Source organism: Acidovorax sp. LjRoot117 (genome assembly GCF_964252695.1).
Lineage (GTDB): Bacteria > Pseudomonadota > Gammaproteobacteria > Burkholderiales > Burkholderiaceae_C > Acidovorax.
The window spans coordinates 971424-986232 of sequence record NZ_CAXUPO020000001.1 but is presented as its reverse complement, the minus strand read 5'-3'; the positions used below and the strand labels follow the sequence as shown (position 1 = coordinate 986232).

The window sequence follows — 14809 nt, the reverse complement described above, 5'->3', positions numbered from 1 at the left end:
CTTTGCCGCAAGGCATTCTCAGACGGCTTACCCATGATTCTGGTTACCGGCGGCGCAGGCTTCATCGGCGCCAACTTCGTTCTTGACTGGCTTGCTGCTTCCAGCGAGCCCGTGGTCAACCTCGACAAGCTCACGTACGCGGGCAATGTGCACAACCTGGACGGTGTCCAGGGCGATGCGCGCCACATCTTCGTGCAGGGCGACATCGGCGACACCGCCCTGGTGGCCCGCCTGCTGGCCGAGCACAAGCCCCGCGCCGTGGTCAACTTCGCGGCCGAGTCGCATGTGGACCGGTCCATCCACGGGCCCGAGGACTTCATCCAGACCAACATCGTGGGCTCGTTCCGCCTGCTCGAAGCCGTGCGGGCCTACTGGGGCGCACTGCCCGAGGGCGAGCGCGCGGCCTTCCGCTTCCTGCACGTCTCCACCGACGAGGTGTATGGATCGCTCGCGCCCACCGACCCGGCCTTTGCCGAGACGCGCGGCTTTGAGCCCAACAGCCCCTACAGCGCCAGCAAGGCCGCCAGCGACCACCTGGTGCGCGCCTGGCACCACACCTACGGCCTGCCGGTGCTCACCACCAACTGCAGCAACAACTACGGGCCGTACCACTTCCCCGAGAAGCTGATCCCGCTGATGATCGTCAACGCCCTGGCCGGCAAGAACCTGCCGGTGTATGGCGACGGCATGCAGGTGCGCGACTGGCTGTACGTGAAGGACCACTGCAGCGCCATCCGCCGCGTGCTGGAGGCCGGTGCCCCCGGCGAGACCTACAACGTCGGTGGCTGGAACGAGAAGCCCAACATCGAGATCGTGAACATGGTCTGCAGCCTGCTCGACGAGCTGCGCCCCCGCGCCGACGGCCAGAGCTACCGCACCCAGATCACCTATGTGAAGGACCGCCCCGGCCACGACCGCCGCTACGCGATCGACGCGCGCAAGATCGAACGCGAGCTGGGCTGGAAGCCCGCCGAGACCTTCGACACCGGCATCCGCAAGACGGTGCAGTGGTACCTGGACCATGCCGACTGGGTGGCCAGCGTGCAGACCGGCGCCTACCGCGACTGGGTGCAGACCCAGTACGCGGCGCAGGAGCCCGCGGCCGTGGCGGACGCCAGCGCATGAACATCCTGCTCTTTGGCAAAAGCGGCCAGGTCGGCTGGGAGCTGCAGCGCAGCCTGTCGGTGCTGGGCTCCGTGACGGCGCTGGACTTCGACAGCACCGAGCATTGCGGCGATTTCTCGAACACCGCTGGCGTGGTGGAGACGGTGCGCGCCCTGCGCCCCGACGTCATCGTCAATGCCGCAGCCCACACCGCGGTGGACAAGGCCGAGAGCGAGCCCGACTTTGCGCGCACGCTCAACGCCACCACCCCCGGCGCCATCGCGCAGGAGGCCGCAAGGCTCGGCGCCTGGCTGGTGCACTACAGCACCGACTACGTGTTCGACGGCAGCGGCAGCCGCCCCTGGGTGGAGACCGACGGGCCGGCCCCCTTGAGCGTCTACGGCCGCACCAAGCTCGAAGGCGAGCAACGCATTGCAGAGGCCGGCGCCCAGCACCTGATCCTGCGCACCAGCTGGGTCTACGCCGCCCGCGGCGGCAACTTCGCCAAGACCATGCTGCGCCTGGCGCAGGAGCGCGAGCGCCTGACGGTGATCGACGACCAGTGGGGCGCGCCCACCGGCGCCGACCTGCTGGCCGACGTCACGGCCCACGCCATCCGCCACCTGCAGCAGCGCCCGCAGGATGCGGGCCTCTACCACTGCGTGGCCGCGGGCGAGACAACCTGGAATGCCTACGCCAAATACGTGCTGGCGCAGGCGCAGATTGCGCAACCTGCTATCGAAATCAAAGCAAAAGAGGTGGCGCCCGTGCCGACCAGCGCATTCCCCACCCCTGCAGTGCGCCCGCACAACTCGCGCCTGAACACCGGCAAGCTGCAAGCCACCTTCGGCCTGCAGCTGCCGCATTGGCAAGCGGGCGTGGCGCGCATGCTGGCTGAAATTCTGTGAACGGCACCTGACCATGACGCAACGCAAAGGCATCATCCTCGCCGGGGGCTCCGGCACCCGTCTGCACCCGGCCACCCTGGCCATCAGCAAGCAACTGCTGCCGGTGTACGACAAGCCCATGATCTATTACCCGCTGAGCACGCTGATGCTGGCGGGCATCCGCGACATCCTCATCATCAGCACCCCGCAGGACACGCCGCGGTTCGAGCAACTGCTGGGCGATGGCAGCCAGTGGGGCATCCGCCTGGACTATGCGGTGCAGGAGAGCCCGGACGGCCTGGCCCAGGCCTTCGTCATCGGCGAAAAGTTTCTGGACGGCGCGCCCAGCGCGCTGGTACTGGGCGACAACATCTTCTACGGCCACGACTTTCATGAGCTGCTCGGAAACGCGATGCAGCGCACCGACGGCGCCAGCGTGTTCGCCTACCACGTGCACGACCCCGAGCGCTACGGCGTGGCAGAGTTCGATGCGCAGGGCAAGGTCCTCTCGCTGGAGGAAAAGCCCGCGCAGCCCAAGTCGAGCTATGCCGTCACCGGCCTGTACTTCTACGACAGCAGCGTGGTGGAACTGGCCAAGAGCCTGAAGCCGTCAGCGCGGGGCGAGTACGAAATCACCGACCTGAACCGCCTGTACCTGGACAAGGGCCAGCTCAACGTGGAGATCATGGGCCGCGGCTACGCCTGGCTGGACACCGGCACGCACGAGAGCCTGCTGGAAGCGGGGCAGTTCATTGCGACGCTGGAGCACCGGCAGGGCTTGAAGATTGCGTGTCCGGAAGAGATCGCCTGGCGCTACCAATGGATAGACGCCGCGCAGGTGGAGCGCTTGGCGCAGCCGCTGGCCAAGAGCGGTTACGGCAGTTATCTCATGCGCCTTCTTCGGGATGTCGTTTACTGATGGTGAAGGTGAACGAAACGTGGGCAGGTCGAAATGAGCATGGTTGATCCGTTGTTCGAGATGGTCAAGCGCGGTCTGGATTTGCAGAAATCCGGGCACAAGGCTGCGGCGCAGGCCTTGTATCGGCAGGTGCTCGCGCAGAGTCCCAGCCATGCGTTGGCGCTGCATTTATCGGGTGTACTGGCGGGCCAAATGGGGCAGCTCCAGCAAGCCGTTGAACTTCTTCAGCGCAGCGTTGAGATCAACCCCGGCGATCCCCTGGCATGGAACAATTTTGCGAATGCATTGCAGGATTTCGGTGCGACGCAGGATGCGCTGCATGCCGTTTCACGGGCGCTCGCGATGCGCCCCGAATATGTGACGGCGTGGATCACCCGCGCCACCATCTTGCAGGCACTTTCTCGGCATGAGGAAGCTGTCGAAGCATTTCGCGCAGCCCTGAATCTGGCGCCAGACCGCGGTGCCGCGTGGACGGGTCTTTGGCGGGCCTCCATGGAGTCTTGTCAATGGAGTGATTTGCCAGACATCATCCCCCGAGTTCAGGCAGCTGTGGCACAGGACCGGCCTGCCCTGTTGCCTTTCGAAGCGCTGTCTTTCAGCGAAGACGAAGCGCTCCATCTGAAGTGTGCCGCAGCATATGCGCACGACATTGTGATTCGGGAAGAGATTTCTCCTTTTCATCACCCACCGCGCCCTCGAAACAGCCGAATCAAGGTTGCATACCTCTCCTCTGACTTTCACGAGCATGCCACTTCTCATCTCGCTGTCGGCATGTTCGAAGCGCATGACCGCTCGCGCTTTGAGACCTTCGGTGTGTCATTCGGGCCTGATGACGGATCGCCGATGCGCGACCGTGTCAGCAAATCCTTCGAGCATTTTCTGGATGTGCGGGATTGGACGAGTGCGTCGATTGCCGATCATTTGAGATCGCTTCAGATTGACATTGCAGTCGACCTGAAAGGATTTACGAGGAATGCCATGGCCTCTGCGCTGCTTCGGCGTCCTGCGCCCATCGTCGTCAACTATCTGGGGTACCCAGGTAGTTTGGGCGTGTCTGCCTTCGACTATGTGATTGGCGATGCGATCGTCACGCCCTTTTCCAGCCAGCAGAACTATGCTGAAAAGATCGTGCACATGCCTGCCTGCTATCAAGCCAATGACAACCGAAGAGGCATTGCGGCGGATGCTCCTTCGCGCAAGGATGAAGGGCTTCCCCCCAGTGGCTTCGTGTTCGCCGCTTTCAATAACTGCTACAAAATAACCCCGACCTTTTTCGCCGTCTGGATGAAGTTGCTGCGCGAGGTAAAGGGCAGCGTGCTGTGGTTGATCTGTGAATCCGAAACCATCCAGCAGCGGCTCAGATCGGAGGCTGTGAGCCGTGGTGTGGCCGCGGAGCGGCTTGTTTTTGCCCAGCGTCGATCGCTGGAGATGCATTTGGCTCGGCATGTGCATGCAGGCTTGCTGCTGGATACCTTGCCCTACAACGCACACACGACGGCCAGTGACGCCCTCTGGGCCGGTGTGCCTGTTGTCACGTTGCAGGGCCAGTCATTTGCAGGTCGGGTCGCGGCCAGCTTGCTTCACGCGACGCACTTGCCCGAACTGATCGCGCACTCGCTCGACGAGTATTTCGCGCTGGCGAAGGCCCTTGCCGATGATCCACAGCGTTTGACGCAATTGAAGACGCAGCTGTCGACCCATCGAATGCATCTTCCGTTGTTTGACACCCCAGCTTTCACCGCCGCCATTGAGCGCGCATTCACGACGATGCACGATCGTTGGCAGGCTGGTCTGCCTCCTGAGCAGTTTTCAGTACCGGCTCTTCCAACCCCTCACCATTGACATTTGATTGAAGTTGACATGCGCGTTACTCCCACACTCATCCCCGACGTCCTCGTGCTGGAACCGAAAGTCTTCGAGGACTCTCGAGGATTTTTCTTCGAAAGTTTCAACCATCAGCGTTTCGAGGAAGCGATAGGGCGCGAGTGCACCTTTGTTCAGGACAACCACAGCCGCAGCGCCAAATCAGTGCTGCGGGGTCTTCATTACCAGATTCAACAGCCACAGGGCAAGCTCGTGCGCGTTGTCTCCGGCGCTGTTTTTGACGTGGCTGTGGATATGCGCCGATCTTCACCCACCTTTGGTCAATGGGTGGGGGAGTTGCTGAGCGCTGACAACAGGCGTCAACTGTGGGTGCCACCTGGTTTTGCACATGGTTTTGTGGTTCTCAGCGAGAGTGCGGATTTTCTCTACAAGACCACCGACTACTATGCGCCTGCCCATGAGCGATGTGTCGTATGGAACGACAAGACACTTGGCATCGATTGGCAACTGGATGGAGTATCGCCCCAAGTCTCGCCCAAAGATGCTGAAGGATCAGCCTTTCATCTGGCCGAGACATTTGATTGATCATGTCTTCTGGCCGCAATGTTCTTGCCGTCTTCGCTTGCTAGGGATCCTCTGCAGGAATCGAGCTGCCAAATGTGCGCTGCGGATCGGGATGGAGTGCAAGGCGCAAAACGCAGCCATAGCCGTAGCTATTGCGAGTATTGGCAACGCCGCAGGCCGCCCGAGACCGCAGATGCACACGGCCCGATGATTCGTGCAGCGGGTCCCTAGCGAGAGATAACCTGCCGAACCGATTCATACAGTACATCCGATCCAAACTGCGGATTGTTCGGGTCGAAAGAAAATATATTGTGATTCCTGGGAGTCGCGGTCCCTTCCCAGCGGGGTTCAAGGAAGAACGACAAAAACCTAGCGCCGCTGCGCCGATGGGTTTCGATCACGTCCTGAATCGCCTTGGCATCCAACGGCTTCAACGGATGAAACTCGGTGATGCCATACGGACGGCGCGGACCTCGCTGGTGCCAAGACAAGAATGACGTGCCGTATGTTGCATCGCCGTAGAGACTGACGCCCGGAAGATAGGACTTACTTCCTTGGAGTGATGAGCCCACTGACAGCTTGTTGGAGTCCCAGCTAGGATTGGCATAGGGAAATATCTGGTGAGCGTACCTGGGAACGCCCGACAAACATGATTCGGCGAGCAGGTGGCCGAAGAAATCAATGTAGTCCTTGATTTGTTTTTCGCGGAATTCCAGCCAGAGTGGCACCAAGGGGTTGTAATAGTACGAATACAAATCTCTGGGTTGGTCAAGATGGAAAGGAAATGATGGTGCCGATATGCGCGGGGGCAGCGCTGACGATGCGTGTTCCAGAGGCGTTGCCTGACTCTTGTCCATCAAGACAATGCGCCGCGAACCGAGGTGCGTGAGTCCACCCCCGCCCGCCTCCAGGAAAATATCCAACTTGTGCACGCCCAGGGGCATGCGCCGGTAGTCCATGTCCACTCTCCAGCCGGTATCTGCATTGCCCATTTCTGGATGAGCTTCCAAGACGTCTTGGCGTCTTATGTTCACATTGGTTTTGCCCCAGAACTTGCCATTGAGGTAAATCTGAATCCTCGGCGATGAGGTGTTGCCGGCGTGATTGGCTGGGACATAGACCCACCCCGATATGGGCAGCGAGCCGTGGGCAAAAGAGTCGATATGCTCAGTGAAGCCACTGAGCTTTTCTGAACGGATATCCTTGGATGGCGGCTTGACGTCGCTGAACGAAGAGTAACTGGATCCCACGCTCCTGTTCAGCGTGCCGATGCTATCGAATTTCTGTGCGAGGAAAGACTGAAATCCCGCCACAGAGCGTGGACTGTAATCCGTGACCCGATATGGCGAGTCAAAGCCCATGCCACTTTCAAAATTCGGAAAGTATTGATGGGTCTCGCCCAGCAAGGTAATGCCCTGGATCTTCTCTCGGTCTTTGGGGGGCAGGCGACAAATTTGATCGACCAACGTATTGATGGTTCGCACCCTCCAGCGGGTGATGGCGTTATGAGTCGATGCCGTGGACCAGTGGTAGACCGGTTCACCATAGTAACTGCCGGTGCTCAGGCGCCCATCTTGGGTCGATGCGATGTTGTCCCCATCGGATGCCAGAATTTTCTCGATCGGTGCACCTGTCGAGAAGTGCGAAGAGAACAAGTAAAGAATCAGAGGGCGCTCATTGTCGCGAATCGTTCTCGCAAACTTGTTGGCGGTATCAACATCCACTTCCCATCCGGCGGGCGTCTGTCGTATCAGCTGCAGCAACGGCACGGGGAGTGTGTAGCCCAATTGCACCTTTTTCAGCTGAGCGGTGGAATGGGGTGCCAGGGCGGAAAGTGTCGACTCCACCAACGCCGCAGCGGACCCTTGTTCACCATCGCATTTTTGGGAAAGGCCGTTGCTGGGTGCTGCGCTTGTATCTGAAGGACGCAGGATGCAGTTCTCGATCACGCCGATCATGGGTGCTAGAAGGAGGGAATCCCTCTCGGGTGCTGGTGGGTGTGGGCTTGATGCGAACAGCCAGAATCCCCAGGCGCCTGCGCCTAGCGCCAAGGCTCCTGTGCTCAGGTACCACGCAATTTGTCGGAGTTGAGGGCGAGTGCCACAGGAAAGTAACTGCATGAAAAGATGTGCACCAGGGAAAAGCTGAATCTTCGAGGCGGTAGCCGCCATGGGTCGTGCATTGGAATGTAAATGATGGCTGGGGGTGCCCCTGCTGCCCCGGATACACTCACGCCTTCGCGCCTCCTGGCTGCTCCCAAGACTTCTTCGCGGCTTGGGCATTGCGCACATGACCACAGAACCCATTTTGCTATCCATCCCAACTGACAGCTCGCCAGACACACCGCACCTGCGGATAGGTGAAATGCTGGTGCGTTCCGGCAAGTTGAGCGCTCGCGATCTTGAGCGCGCCCTTCTGGCGCAGCAGGAAATGGGCGGACTCCTGGGGCGTGTTCTGGTTCGCCTCGGTGTAGTTTCCGACCTGGACATCGCCTTGGCGATTTCTGCCCAGTTGAGATTGCCGCTGGCTCAAGCGCAAGACTTTCCGGATTTGTTGCCCGAGGTGGATGGGTTGCTTCCAGAATTTCTGCATGCCAATGGCGTGTGCCCCCTGCGCGTGGAGGGGGCTGTACTTCAGGTGGCCATGTCCAAGCCCCAGGACGCTTTTGTCATCAAGGCCCTTCATCTTGCAACTGGCCTTGAAATCCAGCCCCTTCTGGCGCTGGACAGCGATATCGAGAAGGCATTGGCCGGGCCTGTCGAGGAGGCCGCCGAGGCTGACGATGGGTTGGAAGACTCCACCGATGGGGGAGACTTCGTCGAGCACCTGAAGGATCTCGCCAGTGAGGCGCCCGTCATCCGGCTGGTCAACTCGGTCATTGGGCGTGTCATCGACCTGCGAGCATCTGACATCCATCTGGAGCCGTTTGATGATGGGTTGCATGTGCGGTACCGGGTCGACGGAGTCATTCATCCGGGGGAGTTGGTCCCCCCGCGGCTCAGCGCTGCTGTCAGCTCGCGGGTCAAGTTGTTGGCGCATCTGGATATTGCGGAGCGTCGCCTTCCTCAGGACGGCCGCATCAAGACGCGTGTGAAAGGCCGTGAACTGGACTTGCGTGTCTCTACCGTGCCCACAGTCCATGGAGAAAGCGTTGTCATGCGGGTGCTGGACCGCGCCAGCGTCAGGCTTGATCTTGAAAAAATGGGGTTTGAAGCCGATACCCTCGCACGTTTCAACGGGTTGCTGGCGAAGCCGCACGGCATCATGCTGGTCACGGGGCCTACAGGCTCCGGAAAAACCACGACTCTCTATGCCGCGCTTGCGAAGATCGATGCCAGCGAGCAAAAGATCATCACCGTGGAAGATCCTGTGGAGTACCAGCTCGATGGCATCAACCAGATTCAGGTGCATGCCCAGATCAACCTGACATTTGCCAATGCCTTGCGCTCGATCCTGCGTCAGGACCCCGACATCATCATGATCGGGGAAATGCGCGATGGTGAGACGGCGCAGATTGCTGTCCAATCGGCACTCACTGGCCACTTGGTCCTGTCGACGCTGCACACCAACACCGCTGCTGGGGCGGTCATTCGAATGCAGGACATGGGCGTGGAGCGTTATCTGATCACGTCGTCGGTCAATGGTGTGTTGGCCCAGCGGCTGGTGCGCACGCTGTGCAATGTCTGCAAGGAATCTTATGAGCCTGATGCCACCGTGATGACCGGTTCAGGACTTCATCGCTTCATGCCGCAAGGGCAACGCCTGATCTACCGGGCCGTCGGTTGCCCCGAATGCCGGCAGTCGGGCTACAAGGGGCGCACCGGCATCCACGAGCTACTGGTGCTGGATGAGCCCATTCGACGGGCCATCCTTGAAGGGCGTGACGCAAATACCATGCACGGCATCGCGGCGGCCAATGGGATGTTGAGCCTGCATGAAGATGGTCTTCGCAAGGTTGCTGCCGGTGCGACATCCCTCGACGAATTGGCGCGAGTGACGCAGGACCAGTCCGATGCCTGATTTCGTCTGGCGGGCGGCCTCCGCGCAGGGGCAAATTCAGGAGGGCGAACTGTCAGCCGGCAGTGCCGTGGCGGTCATGAAGGCGCTTCGTGACAAAGGACTGACCCCACTGACGGTACAAGAGGCGGCAGCGTCCGGTGGCGCCGGCGCCGCGGTATCGGGCGTGCAGACCGGCGCTTCCGTGTTCGGAAGCAGGCGCAAAAGCCGTGTGGACAAAAGCGCCGTGAATTCAGCAGATGTGCTCGCGCTGACCTCGGAACTGGCGATCATGCTACGCGCGGGGCTTGCACTGGACAACGCCCTGCGCGTGCTAATCGATATGAGCCACAAGCCGAGTGTGGCGGAACTCGTGGGCTCGACGCTGGATGCAGTCAAAGGCGGAACTCCGCTGAGCAAGGCCCTGGCGCGCCACGGGTCGCTGTTTGGCGATTTCTATATCAACATGGTGCGATCGGGCGAAGCCAGCGGACAGATGTCGGCAGTGCTCGACCGCTTGGTCGAGCACATGGAGCGCCAGCGAGCTCTGCGCGACAGCGTCATTTCTGCCACCATCTACCCCGCGATTTTGCTGGGTGTCGCCGTGCTCTCGCTGATCGTGATGCTGGGCTTCGTCGTGCCCCAGTTCGAAAAGTTGTTCATGGACATGGGAGACGCGCTGCCCACCCCCACCCGCCTGGTGATGGGGCTGGGCCAAATTTTTACGCGCTATGGTCTGTTTCTGGGTGTGGGGGCTGTGTTGTTGTGGGTTGCACTGTCACGATGGCTCAAGTCGCCTTCTGGCAAGCGCTGGTGGCAGGTGCGGCTGTTGAGAGTGCCCTTGATGGGACCCTTGGCCTTGAAGTATCAACTCACGCTTTTTTCCCGCTCCTTGGGGACACTGCTTGGCAATGGAGTGCCCCTTTTGACGGCGCTGCACATCGCGACGGAGACCGTCAGTAACTCCGTACTGCGTCAGGAGTTGGTCAAGGTGGCCCCTATCGTCAAGGAGGGGGGCAAGATGGTGCAGGCGATTTCAGCCACGGGTATTTTTGAGCCCCTTGCCATCAATCTCATCCGCGTAGGCGAAGAGACAGGTCGCACCGGCCCCATGATGCTGGAATTGGCAAACATATTGAACCGGGAGGTTGAAACCGGGATCAAACGACTTCTCACTTTGGTGGAGCCCGCTTTGATCCTGATTCTCGGGGTCTTTATTGCCGCCATCATCGTCTCCATCCTGCTTGGCATTCTTTCCGTGAATGATCTCGCTGTTTAAATGTTAAGGAATCATCTTCCCATGACGAGTACTCATACATCCCAGGTCGCGCGCGTGGCGCGGGCCCATGGTCGCCTCCAGCGTGGTTTCACCCTGATCGAATTGCTGGTGGTTCTGGCCATCCTCACGCTTCTCGCTGGTTTGGTGGGCCCAAGGGTTCTGAATCAGTTGGGTGGAGCGAAGTCCAAGACGGCGGGTGTGCAAATTTCAGACCTGGACAAGTCCCTGGAACTGTTCAAGTTGGATGTGGGGCGTTACCCCACCACCGAGGAGGGGCTGGAAGCGCTGGTAAAGCGTCCAGGCAATGCCGCCAGCTGGTCTGGCCCTTACGTTAAGGGCAATGTTCCTTCGGATCCATGGGGACGCCCGTACCGCTACAGCAACTCCGGTTCTAACGGGGGCATAGAAATACTCTCGCTGGGTGCTGACGGTGCTCCCGGGGGCGAGGGTGAGAACGCAGACGTTCGCAACACCCCCTGACCTGTTCCTGGATCACTGAAGTGCGCTTGCAGCCGAGGCGCCACGGAGGTTTCACTTTGGTGGAGCTTCTCGTGGCATTTGCCATCATGGGGCTTTTGATTGGCATCACGCCGATTGCCTACCAGAAGATGCGCGAGACTGCCCAATATCGGGATGTTTTGCGCACCATGCTCTCGGAGTTGCGTGAAGCGCGCCAACAGGCTGTCGCGCGGCGCACCGAGACCCGGTTCAGCGTTGATCTGCAGCAACGCAGCTTCGGGGTTCAGGGCAACACCATGCATGCACTTCCAGAATCGCTCACGGTGCGCGCAACAGTCGCTGGTGCCGAGCTGACAGCCGAGGGCGTAGCGGCCATTCGTTTCCTGCCGGATGGCGGCGCCACGGGCGGAAGCATCGACGTGCTGCGTGCATCCAGCAATGCAGGCGTCAGGCTGCGTGTGGACTGGCTTTCAGGTCGCGTCAGCCAAGAGCCTGTGGGGCCATGAAGGGGCAACCGCGTATGTCCGGGCAGCGTGGCTTTTCACTGCTTGAATTGCTGGTGGCCTTTGTCATCATGGCGATTTCCTTGACCATGCTTTTTAGGGCCAGTGGCGGAAGTGCGCGTGCAGCGGGGGTGGCTGAGCGCCAGCAGGGCGCAGTTCTTTTGGCCGAGTCTTTGCTGTCCATGCGAGACAGCGTTTCGCCAGACGGGTGGCAGGACGGCGGAAGCTCGGGTGGCTATGTGTGGCAAGTCCGCAGTGCGCCCTATGCCACATCTGTGCAAGGCCCTGCCGTGCCGAAGCTTCAAGAGGTGGAATTTTTGGTGAGCTGGCAAGACGGAGCCACTGCGCGAACCATCGCGATGACCACACTGCTGCCCGAGCGCAAAATCGAAGGTCTGGGGGCTCCCCGGTGAAGATCGCGTCTCGGCAGCCGTCACGCGGCTTCACCCTTGTGGAAGTGCTTGTGGTGATGACACTTCTGTCTCTCATCGTTCTGGCCATGGGCTCCGCGCTGCGCACCACGGCGCAGACCGGTGAAAAAATAGACGCCCGTTTGCTGCAGACTGACGAGCTCCGTATTGCTTCTGGATTTCTCCGGTCCGCCATGGGCCGCACTTTCTTGCAGAGGCTGAACGAACCTTCGGTGGCAGGGCAGGCCCCTTACTTCTTCGAGGGCACTCCCACCACGGTCACCTGGATCGGCATCATGCCGGCACGGCATGGGATTGGTGGGCGTTACTATTTCCGACTGGCGCTGGGGCAAGCGGATGGGCAGACTGGCTTGGTTCTCAGTTTCGTGCCCTGGGCGGGCGAGGTGCCTGTGCCGGACTGGTCTCAGGCGCAAAGTCGTCTGCTGCTGCCCGGTGCCAATACCCTTGCTTTCCGTTACGCGAATACGAACCTGGAGCCCGTGCAGTGGGTGGCTGGCTGGAGCCATCCCGAATTGCTGCCGGACCGGGTGGCCATTGCGGTCGCCTCGTCAGCGGGTGAATGGCCCATGATGGTGATTCCCATGCGCTCCACGCCCCGGGGTGCTCGAGGGTCGGGTGGTGATGCGGTTTTTGGCGGTGGAAGCTCATGATGCGCACGCCGTCTCTGCAACTTAATCGAAGAGCCAAGGGCATGGCCATGATTGCGGTGCTGTGGGTCGTCGCCGCGCTGTCCATTTTGGTAACAGGCATGAGCAGAGCCACCCGTGGCGAAATCCGCGCAGTGTCTGCGCAGAGTCAGGCCGTGCAGTCGCAAGCCATAGGTGATGCGGCCATCACACTGGCTTTGCAAGAACTCACGTCCAACCCCACCCGACCATCCAGAGGGGTCACCGGAACGATGAGCTACCGGGGCTTGCCCGTTCCGGTTCAACTGGCTCCGCTCAACGGCTGGATAGACTTGAATGGAGCCTCTCTGGCGCTGTTGGCGCGCCTGTATCAGTTTGCGGGAGGGCTGGGGCCTGACGCGGCGCAGCAATTGGCGCAATCGACAATAGAAGCGCGGGAGAAAAAGGATTGGCGAGGTCAGGCCGAGCGATTTGAAGCCCCAGAGGACCTGCTGCGCATCCCAGGAGTGGGCTACGACCTCTATGCTAGACTTTCGCCGCTCGTGACCGTCTACGGATCATCGGGAGGTGGCGCTCGGGTCAACCCTTTGGCAGCTCCGCTGGGCGTTCTGATGGTGCTTGCCAATGGAGATGAAGCGGTGGCTCGCCGCATTGTCCAGCAGCGCGAAGCCGGAGCTGAAGGGATAGACACTACTTCCCTGGACGCATCGTTGGTTTCGGTTTCCTCTGTTCGCCGATATCGTGTGGAAGCTGCGGTGCCTCTTTCGGACGGGGGGGTCGTCCGTGTCGCCCGTATCGTAGATGTGGGGGCCAGCGCCCGGGACGGGCTCGCCTGGCGAACGCTCCATGCAGAACGCAGTATTGAACCCATGTCGCGCTGAGTGACCCAGATACCCAACATGCCCACCATTTCTTCTGATGCCCGCTTTTTAGGCGTGGACCTCCATGCCGTGTGGCGCGCCGCGGTCAAGGGCTGGCAAGCGCTGCAAAAACGGCCGCCGCTCGCATGGATCAATCCATCCATTCCGGTTCGTCTGATTCAAGTGGATGGACAGAAGACCCTGTGGCTCCATGGCAAGCTGCAGTCTGGCCGTGGATCCATGAATGTCTCTGTGGCTCGGTGCGTGGCACTGGAACTGCCGGAAACACTGGTTCTGCGCAGGACGCTGAACCTGCCGCCGATGTCAGAGAGCGATATCGCCAGCGCTGTAGCGCTCGACGTAAAAACATCGAGTCCGTTCGGCGCGCAGGACGTCATCTGGGGCTACTCGGTTGTGCGTGGCGGTCCGGGGGCGGTGAACCTTGATATCGCCTTGGCATCCCGCAAGCAAGTCGAGCAATACTTGGCTTCGCAGAAGGAGCAGCTCACAGGTGAACCTATCCCCGAGGTCTGGGTGAGGTCCGTTCACGGCCCCGCCATCGTGATGGCGGGGTACGGGGAAACCTTGCGTGCACGCATAGAGAACCGCTGGCGAGCCGTTGGCTACGGCTTGTTGCTTCTTGCGCTGTTCTGGTTGCTCGCAATGGCTGTCACGCCCACGGCGCAACTGCGGCTGCGGGCCATTGAGGCGGTCAACGCCTACGGTGAAGTGTTCGAACGTGCCCGTCCTGTAGTGGCGCAGCGGGAGGAGCTTCTTCAAGCCGTGGAGCAGTTGAACATCCTGTCGGACATCATGGGACGCCGCATCGATCCGCTGCGGCTCATGCACCGGTTGACGATCGCGCTGCCCGACGACACGGCTTTGCAAAGCGTGAAGCTCCAGGCAGACAAAGTGACCATCGTGGGTTTGACCGGCAATGCGTCCGCACTCATGCAGATACTGAGTGACCAGCCAGGGGTGCGTGACGTTCGTGCTCCTTCGGCAGCTACGCGCATGGCCGGAGCCTTGAAGGAAAACTTCATGATCGAGTTTGTGCTGGATCCCCAGCTCTTTGGGGTTCTGACGGTGGCGCCTCCGCAGCCCGCAGCGTCTGCCGTTCCAGTGACTGCAGCGCCGGCAGTGCCCGCCAGTGCTGCGTCGTCTGTGCCTTCGCTTCCTGCAGCGTCTGCGCCAGCGGGTAGTGGGTCGGTGATACCAGCCGCCAAGCCAGCGGATACCCCGAAAACCAATCCATCTCCCGCGGCGGCCACTTTCGGGGGGGCAACATTTGGTGGCACTCGGCCTCCCCCGTCCCAAGGTGGCGAGCCTTCACCTGCCAAGAAGCCCTGATATTCTT

General features: G+C 60.7%; 14 protein-coding genes. 13 read left to right on the top strand and 1 reads right to left on the bottom strand.

The genetic code is table 11. The annotated features are described in order from the left end of the window. Positions 1-33 precede the first annotated feature (33 nt). Genes rfbB through rfbC form a run of 5 tightly spaced genes read left to right on the top strand, consistent with a single transcriptional unit; the run spans position 34 to position 5319 of the window. On the top strand, positions 34-1125 hold the full coding sequence (rfbB, locus tag ACSQ3D_RS04575) for a dTDP-glucose 4,6-dehydratase (RefSeq protein ID WP_436126058.1): 1092 nt from the start codon (positions 34-36) through the stop codon (positions 1123-1125). After that, positions 1122-2012: a dTDP-4-dehydrorhamnose reductase gene (gene rfbD / locus ACSQ3D_RS04570; protein ID WP_436126057.1), complete on the top strand. Its 891-nt coding sequence runs from the start codon at positions 1122-1124 to the stop codon at positions 2010-2012. Before rfbB ends, rfbD begins: the two co-directional genes overlap by 4 nt. A 13-nt stretch (positions 2013-2025) precedes the next feature. Continuing rightward, the gene (rfbA, locus tag ACSQ3D_RS04565; RefSeq protein WP_436126056.1) at positions 2026-2910 is read left to right on the top strand and encodes a glucose-1-phosphate thymidylyltransferase RfbA; all 885 of its coding nucleotides are present in this window, start codon (positions 2026-2028) and stop codon (positions 2908-2910) included. Positions 2911-2943: 33 nt separating this feature from the next. Further along, positions 2944-4752 carry an O-linked N-acetylglucosamine transferase family protein gene (locus ACSQ3D_RS04560; RefSeq protein WP_436126055.1) on the top strand — a complete coding sequence of 603 codons (1809 nt, stop codon included), beginning with the start codon at positions 2944-2946 and terminating at the stop codon, positions 4750-4752. Between the two features lie 18 nt (positions 4753-4770). Then, positions 4771-5319: a dTDP-4-dehydrorhamnose 3,5-epimerase gene (gene rfbC / locus ACSQ3D_RS04555; protein WP_396506038.1), complete on the top strand. Its 549-nt coding sequence runs from the start codon at positions 4771-4773 to the stop codon at positions 5317-5319. Between the two features lie 206 nt (positions 5320-5525). Here rfbC and ACSQ3D_RS04550 read toward each other — a convergent pair whose 3' ends face one another. Then, positions 5526-7256 (bottom strand): hypothetical protein, encoded by a 1731-nt coding sequence (locus ACSQ3D_RS04550; RefSeq protein ID WP_396506037.1) that lies wholly within the window; start codon positions 7254-7256, stop codon positions 5526-5528. Positions 7257-7662: 406 nt separating this feature from the next. Between ACSQ3D_RS04550 and gspE the strand changes: the two genes are divergently transcribed. Genes gspE through ACSQ3D_RS04510 form a run of 8 tightly spaced genes read left to right on the top strand, consistent with a single transcriptional unit; the run spans position 7663 to position 14802 of the window. Then, the gene (gene gspE / locus ACSQ3D_RS04545) at positions 7663-9318 is read left to right on the top strand and encodes a type II secretion system ATPase GspE (RefSeq protein WP_436126182.1); all 1656 of its coding nucleotides are present in this window, start codon (positions 7663-7665) and stop codon (positions 9316-9318) included. Beyond that, positions 9311-10573: a type II secretion system F family protein gene (locus ACSQ3D_RS04540; protein WP_436126054.1), complete on the top strand. Its 1263-nt coding sequence runs from the start codon at positions 9311-9313 to the stop codon at positions 10571-10573. Before gspE ends, ACSQ3D_RS04540 begins: the two co-directional genes overlap by 8 nt. Before the next feature lie 21 nt (positions 10574-10594). Next, a complete protein-coding gene (gspG, locus tag ACSQ3D_RS04535; RefSeq protein ID WP_396506035.1) occupies positions 10595-11053 on the top strand; it encodes a type II secretion system major pseudopilin GspG in 459 nt (152 codons plus the stop codon). Between the two features lie 20 nt (positions 11054-11073). Continuing rightward, positions 11074-11538, top strand: a complete 465-nt coding sequence (locus tag ACSQ3D_RS04530; RefSeq protein ID WP_396506033.1) for a GspH/FimT family pseudopilin — start codon at positions 11074-11076, stop codon at positions 11536-11538. Beyond that, positions 11535-11948 (top strand): type II secretion system protein, encoded by a 414-nt coding sequence (locus ACSQ3D_RS04525; protein ID WP_396506031.1) that lies wholly within the window; start codon positions 11535-11537, stop codon positions 11946-11948. The genes ACSQ3D_RS04530 and ACSQ3D_RS04525 overlap by 4 nt, the downstream gene beginning before the upstream one ends. After that, positions 11945-12616 (top strand): prepilin-type N-terminal cleavage/methylation domain-containing protein, encoded by a 672-nt coding sequence (locus ACSQ3D_RS04520; protein ID WP_436126053.1) that lies wholly within the window; start codon positions 11945-11947, stop codon positions 12614-12616. The genes ACSQ3D_RS04525 and ACSQ3D_RS04520 overlap by 4 nt, the downstream gene beginning before the upstream one ends. Beyond that, positions 12613-13473, top strand: coding sequence for a general secretion pathway protein GspK (locus ACSQ3D_RS04515; protein ID WP_436126052.1), 861 nt, complete (start codon positions 12613-12615; stop codon positions 13471-13473). The genes ACSQ3D_RS04520 and ACSQ3D_RS04515 overlap by 4 nt, the downstream gene beginning before the upstream one ends. A gap of 18 nt (positions 13474-13491) precedes the next feature. Next, complete coding sequence (locus tag ACSQ3D_RS04510; protein ID WP_436126051.1) at positions 13492-14802, top strand: PilN domain-containing protein; 1311 nt, start codon at positions 13492-13494, stop codon at positions 14800-14802. Positions 14803-14809: the final 7 nt, after the last annotated feature.

Bases quoted from the DNA above. Each gene is read 5' to 3' on its own strand.
- rfbB (WP_436126058.1), top strand. From the start codon at position 34: ATGATTCTGGTTACCGGCGGCGCAGGCTTCATCGGCGCCAACTTCGTT.
- rfbD (WP_436126057.1), top strand. From the start codon at position 1,122: ATGAACATCCTGCTCTTTGGCAAAAGCGGCCAGGTCGGCTGGGAGCTG.
- rfbA (WP_436126056.1), top strand. From the start codon at position 2,026: ATGACGCAACGCAAAGGCATCATCCTCGCCGGGGGCTCCGGCACCCGT.
- ACSQ3D_RS04560 (WP_436126055.1), top strand. From the start codon at position 2,944: ATGAGCATGGTTGATCCGTTGTTCGAGATGGTCAAGCGCGGTCTGGAT.
- rfbC (WP_396506038.1), top strand. From the start codon at position 4,771: ATGCGCGTTACTCCCACACTCATCCCCGACGTCCTCGTGCTGGAACCG.
- ACSQ3D_RS04550 (WP_396506037.1), bottom strand. From the start codon at position 7,256: ATGATCGGCGTGATCGAGAACTGCATCCTGCGTCCTTCAGATACAAGC.
- gspE (WP_436126182.1), top strand. From the start codon at position 7,663: ATGCTGGTGCGTTCCGGCAAGTTGAGCGCTCGCGATCTTGAGCGCGCC.
- ACSQ3D_RS04540 (WP_436126054.1), top strand. From the start codon at position 9,311: ATGCCTGATTTCGTCTGGCGGGCGGCCTCCGCGCAGGGGCAAATTCAG.
- gspG (WP_396506035.1), top strand. From the start codon at position 10,595: ATGACGAGTACTCATACATCCCAGGTCGCGCGCGTGGCGCGGGCCCAT.
- ACSQ3D_RS04525 (WP_396506031.1), top strand. From the start codon at position 11,535: ATGAAGGGGCAACCGCGTATGTCCGGGCAGCGTGGCTTTTCACTGCTT.
- ACSQ3D_RS04515 (WP_436126052.1), top strand. From the start codon at position 12,613: ATGATGCGCACGCCGTCTCTGCAACTTAATCGAAGAGCCAAGGGCATG.
- ACSQ3D_RS04510 (WP_436126051.1), top strand. From the start codon at position 13,492: ATGCCCACCATTTCTTCTGATGCCCGCTTTTTAGGCGTGGACCTCCAT.